Consider the following 18874-nt stretch of genomic DNA (forward strand, 5'->3'; position numbering starts at 1 on the left):
CGCTGGAACGCCGCGTCGCTGCCACGCTGGCTGCGCGCGGGCCGGCCAGTTCGTAACCTGTTCTCCCGAAACATTGCCCTCTTTCAGGAGAACACCATGTCGCAAGCCCAACCCTCCTCGCAGCGCCTGGCCGGCCGCACGGCCATCGTCACCGGCGGTTCGCGCGGCATCGGCGCAGCCGTTGCACGTCGGCTGGCCGCCGATGGTGCTCGCGTGGCCGTGGTCTATCGCAGCAACAGCAACGAAGCCAATGCGGTGGTCGAGTCCATCCGCAAGACCGGCGCAGAAGCCATTGCCGTACAGGCCGACGTGGCCGACGCCGCCTCCGTCAACACGATGGTCACCACGGTGCGCGAAGCCTTTGGCGCCATCGACATCCTCGTCAACAACGCGGGCATCCTGGAAGGCCAGCCGGTAGGGGAGATCGATCAGACGTCGTTCGACGCGCAGTTCCGCACCAACGCCTTCTCGGTCATCCTCGTCACCCAGGCGGTGCTGCCACACGTGCCGGCACGCGGCGGGCACATCGTGAATGTGTCGTCGAGCCTGGTATATCGGCCGCGCGCGGGGCTGGCGGTGTACGCCGCAAGCAAGGCAGCCGTCGACGGGCTCACGCATGCCTTTGCCATCGAACTGGGGCCGCGCAACATCACCGTCAACGCAGTAGCACCGGCGCTCACACGCACCGATATGACCGCGCCAATTCCCGATGAAGTGAAAGACCGCATGCGCGAATCGACCCCGTTGGGCCGCCTGGCCGAGCCGGAGGACATTGCAGACGCCATCGCCTTCCTCGCCTCAGACGATGCACGCTGGATCACCGGCCGCACACTCAAGACGGACGGCGGCTTCATCTAAGAAGCCCACTGAAACGGCCATACCCCGAGCCCATGCACCCAGACGGTTTGGCCGTACCCTGCCCTATGCGGCGCCTTGAATTTTTGTGGGCGGGCGGAAAAAAGAAGGAGGCTGTCTGAGCGCAGCGAGTTTGTCTCCTTCTCCGCCCGGTCACGGAAATTCAAGGAGTGGGTCGCCGCATCGGGCGCGCCTTTCTTTGCTTACTTTCTTTGGCAAGACAAAGAAAGTGAGTCGGCCCCGGCAGGGGACGAAACACCAGCGCACCACCACCGCCAGTAAGCCCGATCCGCGCCCGCAGAACGCAGGCGCGGCACTCGCATCTACATTTACTCAGCCAGTTGCTTAACGAGGCGATACAAGAACTCACGCCCGTCATATAGGCGCGCGATCTCGATACGCTCATCCAGACCGTGCGTACGCAGATCAGCCGGCTCGGTAAACAAACCCGACACGCCATACATCGGAATACCGGCATTGCGCATAAAGCGGCTATCGGTAGCGCCCGTGCTCATCGCTGGGATGACCGGCACATTCCACATCTGCTGCGTAAGCGCATCGACCGTCTTCACCAGATCACCGTTAAGCGGCGAAGCCGGGCTCGCGAGCGGCTTGTTGATGTAGCGCACGGCAATTTTGTCATTGCCAATTACCTGCTTGAGCTGACGATCAATGTCGGCCGGATCATCATGCGGCAGGATGCGGCAATTGACGGTTGCCTTGGCCGATTGCGGCAGCGCATTCTCCGCATGACCAGCGTTGACCATGGTGGCAACACACGTGGTGCGCAGTTGCGCGTTGTAGAACGGAATGGCCGACAGACGATCAATCGCCGCCTGATCCGGCTTGCCGGTACCGACCGAGCGCATGTCGTCCGCCAGCTGCCCCGTCGCCAGCGGCGCGCTGCGTGCGAAGTAGGTCTGCGTCACGTCCGCCAGCTTGACGGGAAACTGATACGCGCCCAGCCGATCCAGCGCTGCCGACAGCGCGTACACCGGGTTCGTCTTGGTCGGCACCGAGCTGTGGCCACCCACATCACGCACTTCAAGCTCGTACGTCGTGTACATCTTCTCGGCCACCTGAATGCGGTGGAGCACCGGCTTGCCGCCACGCAGCTCACCGCCACCGCCTTCGTTGATGCCGAATTCGGCCTTCACGAGTTCGGGCTTGTTGTTGACGATCCAGTACGCACCATTGCTCGGCACGTCGCCGCGCTCTTCGTCGGTGGTCAGCGCCAGGATGATGTCGCGCGAGGGCTTGAAGCCCTCCTGCTTGAGCTGCCCCAGCACGGAGACAAACGCCGACGCCATCGCCTTGTCGTCAATCGAACCGCGTGCGGTGAAGTAGCCATCGGTCTCTTGCAGCTTGAACGGATCGGTCTTCCAATCCTCACGCTTGGCTTCCACCACGTCGATGTGGGCCAGCAGCAGGATCGGCTGCTTCGCACCGGTGCCCTTGTAGCGCAGTACCAGGTTGCCCTTCTTCGGGAAGGGCTCGATCACCTGCATGTCGGAAGCGGCAAAGCCCGCGTCGGCCAGGCGCTTTTCCATGGCACGTGCGGCCTGGGTGGTGTCACCCACCGAATGCGTCGTGTTGATTTCGACCAGCTCTTTGTAGATGTCGTGGTAGCGCTGCTGCTCGGGCGTGAGCGTGGTGGGCGCGGGCTTGCTGGCGGGAATGGTCTGAGCGATCGCCCCAGCGCTGCATGCCAGTACGGCAGCAGACACAAGAGCGCGAACAGAAACACGACGACACTGGAAACGCATGACACCTCCGAATAATCGTTATGAGTGCACCGCATAAAAAAAGCGGGGCCGACCCAAAGGTCGACCCCGCAGTGTAGCGCCGCGGCAGCCAGATCGCTGCCGGGGCAAACCATCGGGAAATGGTGCGTTACATCGCCACGCGGAACACCGCCACAGCGCGGCGCAGCTCGTCAGCCTGCTCTTCCAGCGCCTGTGCGGCAGCAGCTGCTTGCTCAACCAATGCGGCGTTCTGCTGCGTCACGTCGTCCATCTGCGTGACGGCTTCGTTGATCTGCTCGATGCCGCTGCTCTGCTCGGCCGAGCCCGCGCTGATCTCACCCATGATGTCAGTCACGCGCTTCACCGCCACGACGATCTCTTCCATCGTCTTGCCGGCACGCGCCACCAGGTTCGAGCCCGAATCCACACGCGTGGCGGAATCCTCGATCAGCGATTTGATTTCCTTGGCAGCACCCGCGCTGCGCTGTGCCAGCGTGCGAACTTCACCGGCCACCACGGCAAAGCCGCGGCCTTGTTCACCCGCACGTGCAGCTTCCACTGCAGCATTCAACGCCAGGATGTTGGTCTGGAACGCGATGCCCTCGATCACCGCGATGATGTCGGTGATCTTGCGCGACGATTCGCTGATCTCGCCCATCGTTGCCACCACGTCCTGCACCACGGCACCGCCCTGCACGGCGATCTCGGAGGCGCTCACTGCCAGCGTGCTGGCCTGACGGGCGTTGTCGGCATTCTGCTTCACGATGCTGGTCAGCTCTTCCATGCTGGAAGCGGTTTCTTCCAGCGAGCTGGCCTGCTCTTCCGTACGTTGCGACAGGTTGGTGTTGCCGGCCGCAATCTGCTGCGTGGCCGAGGCGATCGACTCGCTGCCACGGCGCACCGTCACCACGGTTTCCTTCAGCTTGGCCTGCATCTGCTGCAGACCTTCCATCAGTTTGCCCATCTCATCACGTGAGTGGATACGCACGTCGGTGGTCAAGTTGCCGCCGGCAATCTCACGGAAGTGCACCAGCATCTCTTCCAGCGGGCGCGAGATGGCACGCGAGAGCACGACGTAGCAGCCGGCCGCCAGCGCAAGGCCCAGGGCAATGACGATACCGAATGTCCACAGCAATCCGCTGAAGAAGGATTGCGATGCCGCGTAGGCCGCTCCGGCCACCTCTTCTTGAATCGTGTTCAGACGGTCGGACTGTTCGGCGTAGGTGCGGTACTGCCCGGGAATCTTGTCCGTCACGAGTGCGCGGGCAGCATCCTTGTCGCCCCGCTTGATGGACTCGATGGCCGCGGCGATGCTTTCCTTGATGAGGGTTCGCTGCTTGCCTGCCTCACCCGCCACGCGCTCCTCTTCCGGCGTGGAGAATGGCAGCGCTAGGTAGCTCTTCCACCCTTGCTCGCTTGCATCCACATTTTTACCGACCGAGCTGATAGCGTCAGCCGTCTTGCCAGGATCCGTGTCGAGAATGGCGCGATCCAGCGAGGTGCGCGCCTGCGCCAGCTTGGATTCCGCCCGGCCCAGCATGCGCGTGGACGGCAGGTTGTTGGAGAAGGTTTCCTTGAGCGCCGCGTTCGAGCGCAGATTGCCGACCAGCCCCAGCGCACCGACGCCCGCCAGGAATACAGCCAGAACAAACAGCACCAGCGCCAGCCGGGCCTTGATGGAGAGCGTCTTCATATCCGTCGCTAGAAATTTTGTGGGGCAGAAACCGATTCCTCTGGGGGATTCGAGTTCAACAAAATTAACGACAGATGCTCATCAAACTTTAACCACATCCCGAGGGTTTCCCCGAGGAACAACGCCCCGCGCGCGTCTTGGGTCAAGCCAGCATGCGCTCCATCAGCGCGTTGTCGAGTAATACACCGCGCCGCGTAACGGTCTGGCGCGCGACCACGGCAAACCCGTTACGGGCGAAAAACGGCTCAGCGCTCAAACTCACGTGGGCTTGCACGCGCGTCATCCGGCGTTGCGCGGCCAGTTTGAGGATGTGGTTCATCAGGCTCTGGCCGACGCCCTGCCGCGCATGCGCAGCGGCCACGAAGAAGTGGTCGATATAGCCATTGGCTTGCAGGTCGGCGTAGCCCACGGGTTGTCCGTCGATCTCCGCCACAAAAGGCTGGATGCGGCGGATGCGCTCGGCCCATTGCCCGGCATCGTAGTGGGTGGGCGCCCAGGCTTCGAGTTGTTCGGGGCTGTAGCGCCCGGCAGCGATCTCATGCACGGCGGAATGGAAGACCGCGTGCAGGGCTGGTTCGTCACCAAGGCGGAAGGGGCGAATCAGCACGATGCTGTGAGTAAGCTCAAGCCCAGTAAGCAGAAGAACGAATTGAAAATTTTTCCCGCGAGCCACAAACCGGTGGCGGAAATCACTACTAGCAAGAAGGCACCTAGAAACGAGCTATCCAGGATGTACTTGAAGAGCACCATGCAAACGAAGGGTGCGACGATCACAGCAGGGGATCCGATTACCAGCACACACGCGTAGCACGCGATCAAGGCAAGCACCAATGCCAAAGCAGAACGCGGCATCGTCGCACGCTCTGCACCGACGGCCTGGGCCCCAAACCAAACCGGCACGGTTGCCACCGCAACAAACCCGGCCGCCCAAACCCCCAGCGGCAAACCCAAAATGTGCGAAGTCGCCACAACTCCCCCTCTTTTTATTAGTTAATAGGCGAGGCGATTATGCCCGGGGCGGTTCTGGAATTATTAAGTCAACCTTACTGACCGGCATACGGCAAATCCATCGACGCTAATACGTCCTTGATGTGCTGCGCCGCTTGTTGGGCGTTCTGCGCAGCCGGCACAGGCGGTTGCTGATCCGTCGACAGATTGCGCACGTGGTCATCAATGCTGATGCCCGTGCCCAGCGGCGCCAGCATCGCCGCTGATTCGTGCATGGCCCACTGGAAATCGTTGAGCGGTGCGTTACGCGCGGCCTGCAGACCGGCTGGGTCGGCAACCATGGGGCGGGCGACGACGGGGTCCCGGTTGTCATCGGGTGCAGTCAGCTCCAACACCTGGGCGAGGTCCGGCGCACTGGCATCGCGTGCAGTGAGCGGTGTCTGAATGTTGTAGCGGTTGCGCAGCGTCTTGATGATGGCGGTGTGGTCGTATGGCTGCGCCACCGTCGAGCGGAAGATCGTGCCCTTGGGAATCCACGGCGATACCACTACCGCCGGCACACGCACCCCCAGCCGGTCAAACGCGAAGAGCTGCCCCGGCTGCGGCGGGCTGGGCGGCACGGCAGACGGCGGCGGCACGTGGTCATAGCAGCCGCCATGTTCGTCAAAGGTGACGACCAGCAGGGTCTGGTGCCACTGCGGCGAGGTGCGCAGCGCGTTGTACACCTGGGCGACCAGCGCATCGCCATAGCCGATATCGTGCGGCGGGTGCATGTCATTCGGCCAGTTGAGATCGGCAAAGTAGCGCGGCTCGATAAAGCTGTACGAGGGCAAGTTGCCGTTGGCGGCATCGTCCAGAAAATCGTCGAACAGGTGGAAGTGGTCCAGATGCATCCACAGCCGCGTGAGCGTGAGCGACTGCGCAAAGTCGTGGTAGTAGACACGCCAGTCGTCCGGCACCACACCATCCAGCGCGTTGAACAGCGTCGGCATCAGATACGGAAAGTGCACGGGCGAGTTGTTCGGATAGCCGTGCGCCGTGCCGGTATGCACGAAGAAGCGGTTGGGCCACGTCTGGCATGGCGCGGAGGCAAACCACGCGTCGCTCACGGCGTAGTTGCGTGCCAGCGTGGACAGCGCCGGCACCTGGTCCGACGTGAAGAAATGCATGATGTCGCGCGGGTCACCGCCGTTCTTGGCGTAGTTGGTGGTGAAACCCTGCATGGCGGGCGTCTGCCCCAGCGGGGTTTGCGCGCCAAAGAGTTGCTGGTTGATGTCGGTGAACAGCTCGCCCGGATCGGGGCTGGGCAGCGTCATCACGTTGGGTGGCGCTGGGGTGGTCCACACGCGGATGGGGTCACCGCTGCCGTCGGGGTTGGTCTCGGTGCCGGAGAGCCCGTCAAACTCGGCGCTCTTGGGATAGAGCGTGCCGAACAGGTTGTCGAATGACCGGTTTTCCAGCATCAGCACGACCACGTGCTGGATGACGCTCAAGCCTGCCATGATGGCCCCCTCGTCTCGTTGTGCGGTGGCCGCCATATCCAGGCCAGGGCGACCTGCGGCTCACTATAGAAAGAAACGAAGGGGACTGGCGCCGCGTCTCTACCCACGTACCGCCGGCAGCACTCGCCACGCAATCAGTGCACTGAGCGCCGTCACCAGCCACACCACTGGCCACGACGACCACGCCAGCACATGCGGCAGGCACAGCGACGTCACCCCGAGCGCAGTAAAGGCGCCGGTATTGCCCAGGCCCAATGCCGTGCCGGCGCGCTGCACACCAGCCATCGTCGCCATCTCCGTAAAGCCCACACCATGCCACGCCGACACACTGATGCCGGCAACCACGATGGCCGCCACCAATGCCGCACGCATGATCGACAGATCGATCGGCAGCGCAGCCGTGGCCCATGCCACGCCGGCCAGCACGACGAACAACACCACACTCAGCCGGGCGCAGGCCAGCAGGTATGCACGGCGATTGCCGTGGCGATCCGTCCAGCGGCCGCTCCACACGCGCATGACCGCCGCGCCACCCTGCACCGCGGCCATCGTCAGGCTAAGCGTCAGCACGTTGGCGTGCGCAAAATCCCGCAGGAACACCGTGGCGAAGGCAACAACCGCCCCTTGCGGCACGCATAGCAGGCCAATGGCCAGCGCCATGCGCCAGAGCATCGGATCGCCGAGCGGGCCACGTCCGGTGTCGGCGGCGGCGGTCTTGGCGGTGGTGGTCACGATGTCCGGTGCCTCGCGCACCCACAGCCACGTCAACACCGCCGTCAACGCGCAGGCTACCGCCAGCACGCCGTACACCACGGCAAAGCCAGCGTGTGCAGCCAGGCTCGGCAACACCAGCGCACCAATGCCACCACCCAGCGGCACGGCAGTCTGGCGGATGCTCATGGCGAGACCACGCTCACCCTCACGGAACCAACCCATGACCGCGCGGCCGCTGGACCCATTCACGCTGCCGCCCAGCAGGCCGACGCTCAGCATGCCAGCCGCCAGCCACGTCAGCGGCGGCACGCTGCCATGCATGGGGGCCACGAAACACGCCATCACAAACAGCGCCAGCGCCGTCAGCCCGAGACCCGCCAGCAGCACGGCACGGTCACCCCAGCGGTCGGTCAGCAGGCCCCACGGCAGCTCGCTGATGGCAATGCCCAGCCCCAGCAGCCCCAGCGCGATGCCCAACTCGGCATTGCCCAGGTGATACGCCGAGCGGATGAACACCGCCGTGGTCGGGATGCCCGAAAACGCGGCAGAAAAGCTGGCATTGGCGGCCACGCCCACCCCCAGCACCTTCCAGCGGTGATGGCGTGAACGTTGGGCGGAACCAGCGGATGACAGCGCAACGGTGGTCATGATCGACTCTCCAGCAGTGCATTTGACAGGCGCAGTCTGGCGGAGGAAGATCCGTCTCAAATGTCGTTATTCCCTCATTTCAAGACATCATGCGCAGAATCGGCTTTCTGGTGTTTCCGGGCTGCAGCCTGCTGGATTTCACAGGCCCGCTGACCGCCTTTGATGTGGCCAACCGCCTGGCGCCGCAACCGGCCTACCGGATCGACGTACTGTCCGAAGATGGCGTACAGGTGCGGAGCGCGCCCGGCCTCGTCATGCAGACACAGAAGCTGGACGACCCGGCCTTCGACACGCTGATCATTTCGGGCGGCAACGGCCCGCGTGAGGACACGTTTTCCGCCACGCTGATCGCGTTCGTGCAGGAAGCCGCACAGCATTCGCGGCGCATGACGAGCGTGTGCTCCGGTGCGTTCGCGCTGGCCGCTGCGGGGCTGCTGGACGGCCGCCGCGCCACCACACACTGGCGTGTGGCCGCGCAATTGCAGCGGCGCTATCCGCACGTTCAGGTGCAAAGCGATCACATCTTCATCCACGACGGCCCGGTGTGGACGTCCGCCGGCATCTCGTCGGGCATTGACCTGGCGCTCGCACTCATCGAAGAAGACCTGGGTGTTGAAGTCTCCCGCGCGGTAGCGCGTGAGCTGGTGGTGTATCACCGGCGGCCGGGTGGGCAGTCGCAGTTTTCTGCGCTGCTGGAACTGGACCCGGCATCGAGCCGCATTGCGCGTGCGTTGAGCTATGCACGCGAGCACCTGCACGAAACGCTCGATGTGGATCGCCTGGCGGAAGTGGCGCATCTGAGCCGCCGGCAGTTCGATCGTGCCTTCGCGGCCGAGACCGGCCAGACGCCCGCCAAGGCGGTCGAAAAGCTGCGCGCGGAAGCCGCCCGGCCGCGCGTGGAATCCGGCGATGAATCCCTGGAACAGGTAGCCCGCGCCGTCGGCTTTGCTGATCCGGAACGCATGCGGCGCGCGTTCATCCGTGTGTTCGGGCAGCCGCCGCAGTCCGTGCGGCGTGGTGGGCGCTCAGCGCGGTCACAACTGGCGGCGTAAGACTTGCTGGTCACTGCAAACCCGCTACCCTAACGCGCTCAGCATCAACGCTTTTTGCCTCACCCTATGTCCACCGACACCACCCTGCCCCTGCTCTACAGCTACCGCCGCTGCCCGTACGCCATGCGTGCGCGCCTGGCGATGCTGCAGGCCAACCGGCGCTTCCAGACGTTTGAAATCGTGATGCGCGACAAGCCCGCCGCGCTGCTCGCGCTGTCGCCCAAGGGGACGGTGCCGGTGCTGCATCTGCCCGATGGCGGCGTGCTGGAAGAGAGCCTGGACATCATGCGCTGGGCGCTCGAATCGCCCGACCTCGAAGGCTGGTGGAGCCGCGCCCAGACTGACGACAACCTGGCGCTGCTGCGCACCAACGATGGCGACTTCAAACGCCTGCTCGACCGCTACAAATACCCTGACCGCTATCCGGAAGATGGGCAACCGCGCGAGGCCGTGCGCGCGCAGGCCGTGGCCGCGCTGCTGACCCCACTGGAAGCGCGATTCCAGGCACAGCGGTATCTTGGCGGCGCAACACCGTGCGCGACAGACTTGGCGATCTTTCCGTTCGTGCGCCAGTTTGCGGCGGTGGAGCCGGATTGGTTTGCAGCGCAGCCCATGCCCGCGCTGCAGGCTTGGCTGGGGGGTTGGTTGGGCAGCCGCCTGTTCGAGGTCTGCATGACCAAACAGCCCGTACAGGCCGCTGCCGTGTTTCCCGAGTTTCAGCCACTCACCTGACCCACCCACGCGGAGGCATTCATGAGCGCAAGCAACATGCAGGATCTGGCACCGGACAGCACCGCAGCACGCGTCGCCCTGTGGCGCGCCTTGCATGTTGAAGTCGACGCACCGCCGCATGTGCTGGAAGACAACGTCGGCCTGCAGTTGCTCGCACCCGAGCCCGGCTGGCAACAGCGCGGCGACATGCATCCGGAGTTCACACGCCCTTTTCGCGCCTCCATCGTGGCGCGGGCGCGCTTTATTGAAGACCTGGTCGTCGAGCAGGCTGCGCGGGGGCTGAGCCAGTACGTCATCCTGGGTGCGGGGCTCGACAGCTTTGCGCAACGCAGGCCGGACGTTGCGTCGCACCTCAAGGTGTTCGAAGTGGATCAGCCCAACCCCCAGGCATGGAAACGCCAGCGCCTGGCCGACCTTGGCTTTGGCGTGCCCGATTGGCTGCGCTTTGTGCCGGTTGATTTCGAAGCGGGCGGATCCTGGCAGGCAGGTCTTGCGGCGGCAGGCTTTGATGCGGGCAAGCCCGCCGTCGTCGTGTCGACGGGCGTGAGCATGTATCTCACCAAAGAGGCGAATGCGGCCACGCTGCGCGAAGTGGCGACGCTGGCACCAGGGTCAGTGCTGGCGATGACGTTCCTGCTACCGCTGGAAATGGCAGATCCCGACGTGCGCCCCGGGCTGGAGATGGCCGAGAAAGGTGCACGGGCCAGCGGCACGCCCTTCATCAGCTTCTTCACGCCACCGCAAATTCAGTCGCTGGCCCGTGAAGCCGGTTTCAGCAAGGCAGAGCACGTTTCTGCAGCTGCGCTGACCGAACGCTACTTTGCCGACCGGACCGATGGCTTTCGCCCGCCGAACAACGCAGAGGAGTTGCTCGTCGCAACGGTCTAGCCGCGTGTGGACTACCGTTCGTGCACAGGCCCCGGCAGCGCCTTCAGGCCGATCCACAACACCCCGATCACCATGTTGATCGGCACGCTGAGCGCACTCGGTACGTAGAACACCGCCGACAAGCCGGGCGTCTTGAGCCCCAGCTCAACCAAACCGCCCAGGGCATAACAAAGTAGTCCACACCAGAGCCAGCGGCGCATATAGGCCAGCAGCCAGTGCGCATGTGCCTTGTTGAAACGCCACGCTGCCGAACGCTCGAACAGGTTGCCGTGGCTGGCATCCTTGAACAGCCAGCCGAAGAAGAAGTAGCGATACAGCAGGGTGCGAAAGGCAAGCTCTTGCATGACGACTCCTTCACCCGTTGCCCCGTGAGCCCAATCCGTTCCAGCGTATCAAGGAATCGCCAACTTTGAAGCCGATTCTTTGCGGCCGACACGGCTAAATACCGGGCGGTTCGGCCGGATGGTCCGATGCGCAAAACGCCTCACCTGCCCACCTTACCCATGCCAACGCTCCGCCACTTCACGGGGCGTTTTGTATGCGTTTGTATCTGCCGCCTACCGCGATACGTGCCCTGACAGAAAGGGGGGCTGGGCGCTACGTGCGTGATACGTCCGCCGTCTTAAATGCGTCTCGTGGCCCGGCGCCGAACGCAAGCAAAGCGCTCTCCGGCCGCGCAATCCCAATGCAAACCCTCTCTCCAAGGAACACGATCATGACCCGCATCGAGAACGTGCTGTACACCGCCAACGTCCACGTGACCGGTGGCCGCGACGGCCAGGCGCAGAGCAATGACGACCGCCTGAATCTGAAGCTCTCGCCCCCGGGCAGCAGCGGCCGCGGCACGAACCCGGAGCAACTGTTTGCTGCAGGTTGGTCCGCCTGCTTCATTGGTGCGATGGGCCGCGCGGCCAGCCAGATGAAGATCAAGCTGCCGGCAGACCTGGCACTGGATACGGAAGTGGACCTGGGCACCACCGACGATGCGTACTTCCTGCAGGCCCGCCTGAACGTCAGCCTGCCGGGTCTGGACCGCGAGGTTGCGCAGGCCGTGGTGGAAGCCGCACACCAGCTCTGCCCGTATTCGAAGGCCACGCGCGGCAACATCCATGTCGAACTGAATCTGGTCTGACGCAGTCCACCGCCAGCCCGGTGCGATCGGGCTGGCTACCGCTCCCAACCTTTCACAGGCTAGAGATCATGCGCACCTATTTACGCGCCGCCCTGGTGGCGATTGCCATTGGCGCGGCCTACTTTGCTGCCACCGGCGCACGCGCCTACAGCCCATTCAGCGCACCTGCGGCCAACGGCACTGCTGCCCCTGAGTTCACCGGCATTGACCAATGGCTGAACTCCCAACCGCTCACCATGCGCAGCCTGCGCGGCAAGGTGGTGCTGGTCGATTTCTGGACGTACTCGTGTATTAACTGCATTAACACGCTGCCATACGTGAAGCAGCTGCACGAGAAGTACAAGGATCAAGGGCTCGTTGTGGTGGGCGTACACACGCCCGAGTACCCGTTCGAGAAGTCGACTGCGAATGTGCAGGCCGCGCTCAAGCGCTTCGACATCCGCTATCCGGTGGCGCAGGACAACAGCTATGCCACATGGACGGCCTTCAACAACCAGTACTGGCCAGCCCAGTACCTGATCGATGCCGATGGCCGCATCGTCTACCAGCACTTCGGCGAAGGGCGCTATGCCGAAACGGAAGCTGCCATCCAGAAGCTGCTGGCGGAACGCAAGCCGGCACAACCTGCACGTTGACGCCATCACCCCGAGGGGCCCGACCCCTTGGGGTGTGGCGGAATACGCCACCACGTGAGCACCACTGCCAGCAGGAACGCGACGTAGCTCACGGCAAACACCCACAGTGGCAGATCGTAGTAAAGCAGCGCGCTCACCCAGCGCTGGATGAAACCGCTTGAGCCGGCTGACCCGGTGCGCAGCCGATCCTCCAGCACTGTGAGCGGACATGGCACATCAAGCACCGCCAGCCCGGCAACGATGCTGATGGCCGTGAGATGCACAAAGCGGAACACGCGATTGCGCGCCCAACTGCGCTTGCGCGCTCCACCAACCCAGATGGCAACGAGCCCGCCGACAATGAACACGACGAGCAACGCGTGCAGCACGAGCACTGCATCGGCCAATGCAGTCATGGCATCTGGCCCTTGGGTGGCTTGGGTGGGAAGGTACGTCCAGCCTAACGCCGAAAGTCGTCAGGCGGGCATTCGGCTTGAATCGGCACCGGAGGCAAACCACTGCTCCACGATGGATTGCCCCTGCTGCATGCCGGCAGAGATAGCCTCATCGGCCGAATCGAAATCGGCAGCGGTGTGATGAAAACGCTGGAGTTGCGGATAGGCGAGGCTTTCACCTTTCGGTGCGCAGACGAACCCGGTGTAGGCGTAATGGAAGCGGGCACCGCGCCCCAGCACCGCAAGCACATGCACCGAGCAGCCGCGAAACTGCTGAATCGCCCAGGCCTGCATCCTTCCTCCTGCGAAGTTTCAATGCAGGCATTCTCAGCGCAGAGGGAAGCGGTGCGCAACGTGACCTTGCTTCAATCACATATGTGACAAATTTATGTCATCACCGCATGCGCGGCGGCGGGCATCTTCTCACCCGCCGCTCAGCGCACACCGGGTTGGCTCAGCTCGCCAGCTTCTTGAACGTCTCCAGCACGGCATCGCCCTTGAAGGGCTTGACGATCCAGCCCTTCACGCCAGCCGCCTTGCCGCGGTCCTTCATGGCCGGGCTGCTTTCCGTGGTCAGCATGATGACGTTGACCGTCTTGTTGCCCAGCTCGCCGCGCACCTTCTCGACCATGGTCAGGCCGTCCATGTTGGGCATGTTCACGTCGCTGATGACCAGTTTCAGGCCGGGGTTGGCCTTGATCTTTGCCAGGCCGTCCTTGCCGTCCACGGCGGTATCCACTGCCAGCCCGTTCTTCTTCAGGAAGCCGGCCACTTCGTCGCGCACCGTGCTCGAATCGTCGACCACCAGAATCTTGCTCATGGGTTTTTCCTCTTTCTCAAGCTGAATCAAAACAATTCCAGTTCACCGCTGGACTCGACCTCGTCACGCACGTCGGCCACGAAGTTCAGCGGTGCATGGGTGCACACACACACCGTTGCGGCTACCCGCACAGCGTCATTGATCGTGACCGTGTAGGCGGCCATGTACCCCGGCTTGAGCGCGTCCAGATACGGCAGGCAGCGCGCGCTCACTACATAGGGCGTCGACATGCCAAGGTCCGGAAACACTTGCAGCAACTCCTGGTTCACCGCCCCGCAGCACAGGTTGCCGATCTCCAGGCAAGCCTCGTCAAACGAGCGACCCGGCGCCTCGCCTGTGTAGTACGCCCGCGTGTTGTCTTCATCGTCAAAACGCAGCACCAGCAGCAGGCGAAATGCGATGGACGAGATGGTCAGGATCATGGCCTGCTCGCCGCCAACGGCATCGCCCTGGGGTGCGGTGACCACATCGCAGGTGTCTTCCGCATGCAGCGCGAGCCTGCTGCGCGCGGCCTTGCGGAAGATGCGGTCGAAGCTGTCTTGCGCGTTACTGCTGATCACGTCGTACCTACCTGATGGCCTAGTGAAGCTGGGTTTGAAACTGGTTGGCCAGCGCCTCGACGCTCGACAACGACGCCGTGATCATCTTCCCGCCTGCCTGAATGTCCTGGAACGTGGCGGTGGTGGTCAGATCATTAAGGTGCAGGCTGTTGCGGTAGCTCTTGGAGAGTTCCTCCGAGCGCGCCGCAAGCGAACGCACCTCGCTGGCAACCACGGCAAAGCCACGCCCCGCCGTACCCGCACGCGCCGCCTCAATGGAGGCATTGAGCGAGACGATCACCACATGGCGCACGATCGACTGCAACTCCTGGTTCTTGGCGTGCATGTCGTGGTTCTGTTCCATGAGCGAGATCATCTGCTCGTGCCAGCGCTCGAAGGTCAGCGCCAGGCCGCGCAGGCGTGCTGCCTCGTCGGTAATCTGCCGGGCGCGGCTGGCCCATTGCTCCTTGGCCTCTGCGGCTGACTGCAGCTCGGTGCGCAACTGCTCAACAAGCTCTGCCTGATCGGATGCGGCGCTCTGCATCTGCGCGACAGTGGCTTCCAGCGTCTGCACCTCGCGCGTGCCGGCTTCCACTTGTGCGGTGTGTTTCGCCAAATCACTCGACAGTGCGGCGATGCGGTGTTCGGCGTCGCCCAGCGTGCGCATCAGCGCGTTGACCCGGCGTTGCTGTGCCATCCATGCCAGCACACCCAGCACCAATCCGCCGGCCAGCGCGGCCAGAACAATCGATCCCATCACGACGCTTCCTTATCCATATCCAGATGCACATCCGGCTGACCGCCGAGTGCCGCGTTCACGCTGTCCACCGCAAAGCGCTCGGGCAGGCAGACCACAGTCTGGAACTGGCGGAACGCTGCGCCCTTGTGGTCATCGGTAAAGCGCAGCTCGATGCGGCCCTGCTCGCGCTTGAGGAACTCCAACACGGCATCCATGCCAACGCCGCGGCCGGAGATTTCCGTCACCGTCTCGGCGGTCGAGAAGCCGGGGCGGAAGATGAACTGCGCGATGTCCTCATCGCTCGGGCGCTCTTCCGCGCCAATCCAGCCGCGCTCCACGGCGATGTTGCGGATGCGATCGAGCGCCAAGCCACGGCCGTCGTCACACAGCGTGATCTGCAGCATGCCCTGGTCGACACCGACTTCGAGGTGGATCGTGCCGGCTGCCGGCTTGCCGAGCGCAGTGCGCACGTCGGGCGTTTCGATGCCGTGGTCGATCGAGTTGCGCAGCAGGTGCGTGAACACGTTCTGTAGGATGCCGCCGGCTTCCGTGCGCACGCGGTAGCCGTTGTCGTCGATGCGCACGGCGGCCGGTTCTTTGCCCAGCTCCTTGGCGAGCGACGGCAGCGATTGCAGCACGCCCGACAGCATCTCATCCACCGTTTCGCTGCCCAGCAGACGCAGCAGGTGGTAGACAGAATCACGCATCGAGACCAGCTCGTACAGGCTGCCCGGATTGGCCGATTCCAGCAGGCGCAGGCTTTCTTGAATGCGCGACATGGCGTCCGGCACCACCTGCACCGCACCGCCCTGGGCTGCGCCACCCTTTCGGCCCAGCTTGCTTTCGTTGATGCGCGCGTAGTTCTCGATCGCCTCGCGCACGCGGGTCAGCTCTTGCATCAGCCAGTCCTGGTCCCACGTGTGCTCGCTGCCGGGCTCGCGCAGGGCGTGGTAGGTCTGCTCGGTCTCGTGCACGACGTTGGTCAGGTGCTGCAGGTTGTACGTGCGCGCATTGCCCTTGATGGTGTGCATGTTGCGGAACAGCGCCGCAATGGCCGCGCTGTCCGCCTGCGAGTACTGGCGGATGATGCGTTCGTTCTCGTGCACGAAGCTGGTGGAACTGTCGATGAAGTGCTGGAACTTCTCCTGGCTCACCGCCAGGATCTCGCCAATCATCTCCAGGTTGCGGCGCTGCTCGCTGGCCTCCGCAGCCAGCTTGCGCAGCTCGGTCACGTCGCGCACACACAGCATCAGGCGCAGGATGGTGTCGCTCTCATCGGTAATGGCCGACCACGACAGGTCCAGCGTCTTCACGCGGCCATCCGGCATGCGCTTTTCCACCTCGCTCGCCAGCAAGTGCTGGTTGAAGGCAAAGTTGATGACGTCCTGCCCCAGGCACGCGTCCACCGCTGCGTCCACCTGTGACAGCGCATCGGCGCCCAGGTTGGTATCGGCAAAGATCAGGTCCATCAGCTTGCGACCGGCAATCTCCTGCGTCTCGAAAATCGATTCCAGGTAGATCGAATACTCCTCATGCACCACGCCGGCATCGACCACGGTCAGGATGCCCTGCTGCATGTTCTGCAGCATCGCCTGGATGTCGGCCGTCTTCTGCTTGAGCAGTGCCTGGTTCTCCTGGATCTTCTCGATCATCTGGTTGAACGCCACCACCGAGTGACCGATCTCGTCCATGCGGCCCACAGGCACGCGGCGCGTGAAGTCCTGGCTGGTGGCGATCTCGCTCATCTCGGCCTGCATGCGCGTGAGCGGGCGGGTGATCTGGCGATACAGCAGCATGCCGATCGCAGTCAGCAGCACGATGGCCACGCCGCTCACCACACCGATGGTGGTGGCCGTGCTGGCGAGCTTGCCGTTGAGGCCGGCAATGGCATCGTCCTTCTCGCGGTTCTTCTCGATGCGCAGCGTCTCGACAATCTTCTCCAGCACATCGCGATAGCTGGCCACGTTGGCAAACAGGAAGGCCTGCGCAAGCTCGTTCTTGCCTTGCACCTTCATGTCGGTGGTCTGCTGGATGGCCTCGAAGTAGCTGTCGACGGTTTCCTTGGCCTGCGTGACCAACCCTTCCTGGGCATGACTGTTGGCGCGCTTGGCCTGCACTTCCAGCGCGGCACGCAGCGCGGCTTCCTTGGTCTTCAGGTCATCCTTGGCCTGGCTGACGATGTTGTCGTCGGGGGCATACACCAGCGCCATCGTCGCCAGTTGCACATCCTTCACCAGCGACACCAGATCGGCTGATGCCAGCGCGCTCGGCACAACGCCCTCGGTCACCTGCTTGACCTCCGACGCGCTGCTGCGGGTCTGGTAGACCGCATAACCGCCAATGGCCGCCAAGGCGACAAACATCAGCACGATCAGCAAAGTAATACGATGACGAATAGTCATTTGAAATTCTCTCGGTCCAATCGCCACCCCTTCAAAAGTGGGGGCATCCTTATGCGTTACCGACTTCGGAGGCGCAATTATTGGATTCGAAAGATGACCAATCGATGACTGCCACAGCAGAAATCAGGGCATTTGCAACAGCGCATCGCTGCGTGCGAGCATCGAGCTGCACACCCGCATCCTGCTTGGGTTCGGGCTGAAATGGCCTTGCACCCTACTCAAGTGGGGAATTAGCGAAAATGGCTCAAGTTCTTAGAAATTCCGCCGTTAAATAAGAGCCGATTTATTATCTTTTTATTTTCCGATCCATTTTCCCAAAATTAACCCGGAATTCAGCAAAAATGCGTTTCTAAGCTTTCCGCTGAATATCTGCGACCAACCCCGCACAGCGTTGCCGATTGGCGACCGCCCCGCGTTCCTGCCAGAATGGTCTGCTGGTCCCACCAGGAGGCAGCCCCCATGAAGAAGAGCGCACCGGAGAACGCGGCACCTGCATCTGAATTGATCGACGCGAAAATCGCTGAACTGGATGACTGGCGCGGCGAGATGCTCGCCAAGCTGCGCGCGCTGATCCTGGCGGCCGACCCCGACGTGGTAGAGGAATGGAAGTGGAGCGTGCCGGTCTGGTCGCACGACGGCATCCTCTGCACCGGCGAGACCTACAAGCAGACCGTGAAGATGACGTTTGCCAAGGGCGCTTCTGTGCCGGACCCCACGGGCCTCTTCAATTCCAGCCTGGAAGGCAACACCCGACGCGCGATTGATTTTCGCGAAGGCGACAAGGTGGACGAGAAGGCGCTGAAGGCACTCATCCAGGCCGCCGTGGCCCTGAACCAGTCCACCGCGCGGCGCTGAGGTTCACGTTGGTGGTGTCAGAGCAGTTAACATACGGCCCCATCCAGGGCCGAACCCTGGCCAACCAACGGAGCAATTTCAGTGATTCAGCCGAGCAACGTATTCAAGGACAACCTCGCCCAACTGCCCGCCATTGACGGCATCGAGCGCATCGATCTGGTCGACGGCAAGGGCGCCGTGGTGGCCGACATCGAGAACAAGCCCGGCAAGCAAGGCTCGGTGGCGGTGTATCACTATCTGCAGCAGGCCTTCGGTCAGCTCGACGCCAAGGCCGCTGAGCACGGTCTGGCCGTGTTTGCCGAGCACACGGTGGATGCACGCAACCGCCCGGGTGCCCACCCGAATGTGGATCGCCTGCTCGCCATCGTGGCCGGCGGCGAGGCGCTGCAGATCAACGTCATCGCCCGCGCGTGATACGTTAGCCGCATCGCCCTGGATTGGCAGTTCTGCGGGCGGGCATCCCTGCAAATCATCATCGGATGACAACGCCGGTCAATGCCCCCCACCTCACTCACAGTCACAGTCAATCTCCGCACGCCAA

21 protein-coding genes are annotated in these 18874 nt (G+C 63.2%); 8 read left to right on the plus strand and 13 right to left on the minus strand.

Features of this window, described 5'->3' with window-relative positions; genetic code table 11:
• Positions 1 to 96 precede the first annotated feature (96 nt).
• Positions 97 to 858, plus strand: a complete 762-nt coding sequence (locus tag V6657_RS19025) for a 3-oxoacyl-ACP reductase family protein (RefSeq protein WP_048932927.1) — start codon at positions 97 to 99, stop codon at positions 856 to 858.
• Positions 859 to 1184: 326 nt separating this feature from the next.
• Here the strand turns inward: V6657_RS19025 and V6657_RS19030 are convergent, their stop codons facing one another.
• From V6657_RS19030 to V6657_RS19055, 6 genes are all read right to left on the minus strand, one after another.
• Positions 1185 to 2621: a M20/M25/M40 family metallo-hydrolase gene (locus tag V6657_RS19030; protein ID WP_048932928.1), complete on the minus strand. Its 1437-nt coding sequence runs from the start codon at positions 2619 to 2621 to the stop codon at positions 1185 to 1187.
• A gap of 127 nt (positions 2622 to 2748) precedes the next feature.
• Positions 2749 to 4293, minus strand: a complete 1545-nt coding sequence (locus V6657_RS19035; RefSeq protein WP_048932929.1) for a methyl-accepting chemotaxis protein — start codon at positions 4291 to 4293, stop codon at positions 2749 to 2751.
• A 142-nt stretch (positions 4294 to 4435) separates the two neighbouring features.
• Complete coding sequence (locus V6657_RS19040; RefSeq protein ID WP_048932967.1) at positions 4436 to 4903, minus strand: GNAT family N-acetyltransferase; 468 nt, start codon at positions 4901 to 4903, stop codon at positions 4436 to 4438.
• A complete protein-coding gene (locus V6657_RS19045) occupies positions 4894 to 5262 on the minus strand; it encodes a hypothetical protein (RefSeq protein WP_048932930.1) in 369 nt (122 codons plus the stop codon). Before V6657_RS19045 ends, V6657_RS19040 begins: the two co-directional genes overlap by 10 nt.
• 74 nt (positions 5263 to 5336) lie before the next feature.
• Positions 5337 to 6743: an alkaline phosphatase family protein gene (locus V6657_RS19050; RefSeq protein WP_048932968.1), complete on the minus strand. Its 1407-nt coding sequence runs from the start codon at positions 6741 to 6743 to the stop codon at positions 5337 to 5339.
• 99 nt (positions 6744 to 6842) lie between these two features.
• Positions 6843 to 8105, minus strand: coding sequence for an MFS transporter (locus V6657_RS19055; protein WP_048932931.1), 1263 nt, complete (start codon positions 8103 to 8105; stop codon positions 6843 to 6845).
• Positions 8106 to 8194: 89 nt separating this feature from the next.
• Between V6657_RS19055 and V6657_RS19060 the strand changes: the two genes are divergently transcribed.
• From V6657_RS19060 to V6657_RS19070, 3 genes are all read left to right on the plus strand, one after another.
• Entirely contained in the window at positions 8195 to 9157 is a 963-nt protein-coding gene (locus V6657_RS19060; RefSeq protein ID WP_048932932.1) for a DJ-1/PfpI family protein, read from the plus strand.
• 66 nt (positions 9158 to 9223) lie between these two features.
• Positions 9224 to 9889, plus strand: a complete 666-nt coding sequence (locus tag V6657_RS19065; RefSeq protein ID WP_048932933.1) for a glutathione S-transferase — start codon at positions 9224 to 9226, stop codon at positions 9887 to 9889.
• 21 nt (positions 9890 to 9910) lie between these two features.
• On the plus strand, positions 9911 to 10777 hold the full coding sequence (locus tag V6657_RS19070) for a class I SAM-dependent methyltransferase (protein WP_048932934.1): 867 nt from the start codon (positions 9911 to 9913) through the stop codon (positions 10775 to 10777).
• A gap of 11 nt (positions 10778 to 10788) precedes the next feature.
• On the opposite strand, the gene V6657_RS19075 is transcribed toward V6657_RS19070, so the two are convergent.
• Positions 10789 to 11121, minus strand: coding sequence for a hypothetical protein (locus V6657_RS19075; RefSeq protein WP_021193410.1), 333 nt, complete (start codon positions 11119 to 11121; stop codon positions 10789 to 10791).
• Between the two features lie 371 nt (positions 11122 to 11492).
• Between V6657_RS19075 and V6657_RS19080 the strand changes: the two genes are divergently transcribed.
• Together V6657_RS19080 and V6657_RS19085 are read left to right on the plus strand one after the other, a co-directional pair.
• Entirely contained in the window at positions 11493 to 11909 is a 417-nt protein-coding gene (locus V6657_RS19080; protein ID WP_169340507.1) for an organic hydroperoxide resistance protein, read from the plus strand.
• A 68-nt stretch (positions 11910 to 11977) separates the two neighbouring features.
• Positions 11978 to 12544, plus strand: a complete 567-nt coding sequence (locus V6657_RS19085) for a thioredoxin family protein (RefSeq protein ID WP_048932935.1) — start codon at positions 11978 to 11980, stop codon at positions 12542 to 12544.
• Between the two features lie 5 nt (positions 12545 to 12549).
• Here V6657_RS19085 and V6657_RS19090 read toward each other — a convergent pair whose 3' ends face one another.
• From V6657_RS19090 to V6657_RS19115, 6 genes are all read right to left on the minus strand, one after another.
• Complete coding sequence (locus V6657_RS19090) at positions 12550 to 12939, minus strand: DUF2784 domain-containing protein (protein ID WP_048932936.1); 390 nt, start codon at positions 12937 to 12939, stop codon at positions 12550 to 12552.
• A gap of 60 nt (positions 12940 to 12999) precedes the next feature.
• Positions 13000 to 13272 (minus strand): hypothetical protein, encoded by a 273-nt coding sequence (locus tag V6657_RS19095; RefSeq protein ID WP_048932937.1) that lies wholly within the window; start codon positions 13270 to 13272, stop codon positions 13000 to 13002.
• Between the two features lie 160 nt (positions 13273 to 13432).
• Positions 13433 to 13798: a response regulator gene (locus V6657_RS19100; RefSeq protein WP_021193405.1), complete on the minus strand. Its 366-nt coding sequence runs from the start codon at positions 13796 to 13798 to the stop codon at positions 13433 to 13435.
• Positions 13799 to 13824: 26 nt separating this feature from the next.
• The gene (locus tag V6657_RS19105) at positions 13825 to 14358 is read right to left on the minus strand and encodes a hypothetical protein (RefSeq protein ID WP_048932938.1); all 534 of its coding nucleotides are present in this window, start codon (positions 14356 to 14358) and stop codon (positions 13825 to 13827) included.
• Between the two features lie 19 nt (positions 14359 to 14377).
• A complete protein-coding gene (locus V6657_RS19110; RefSeq protein ID WP_048932939.1) occupies positions 14378 to 15094 on the minus strand; it encodes a methyl-accepting chemotaxis protein in 717 nt (238 codons plus the stop codon).
• Positions 15094 to 17478, minus strand: a complete 2385-nt coding sequence (locus tag V6657_RS19115; protein ID WP_048932940.1) for a HAMP domain-containing protein — start codon at positions 17476 to 17478, stop codon at positions 15094 to 15096. The genes V6657_RS19110 and V6657_RS19115 overlap by 1 nt, the downstream gene beginning before the upstream one ends.
• Before the next feature lie 459 nt (positions 17479 to 17937).
• Between V6657_RS19115 and V6657_RS19120 the strand changes: the two genes are divergently transcribed.
• Both V6657_RS19120 and V6657_RS19125 read left to right on the plus strand, forming a co-directional pair.
• Positions 17938 to 18333 carry a DUF1801 domain-containing protein gene (locus V6657_RS19120; protein WP_048932941.1) on the plus strand — a complete coding sequence of 132 codons (396 nt, stop codon included), beginning with the start codon at positions 17938 to 17940 and terminating at the stop codon, positions 18331 to 18333.
• Between the two features lie 81 nt (positions 18334 to 18414).
• Positions 18415 to 18747 (plus strand): DUF2322 family protein, encoded by a 333-nt coding sequence (locus V6657_RS19125; protein ID WP_048932942.1) that lies wholly within the window; start codon positions 18415 to 18417, stop codon positions 18745 to 18747.
• Positions 18748 to 18874: the final 127 nt, after the last annotated feature.

The sequence above is a fragment of the Ralstonia sp. RRA genome (genome assembly GCF_037023145.1).
Classification (GTDB): domain Bacteria; phylum Pseudomonadota; class Gammaproteobacteria; order Burkholderiales; family Burkholderiaceae; genus Ralstonia.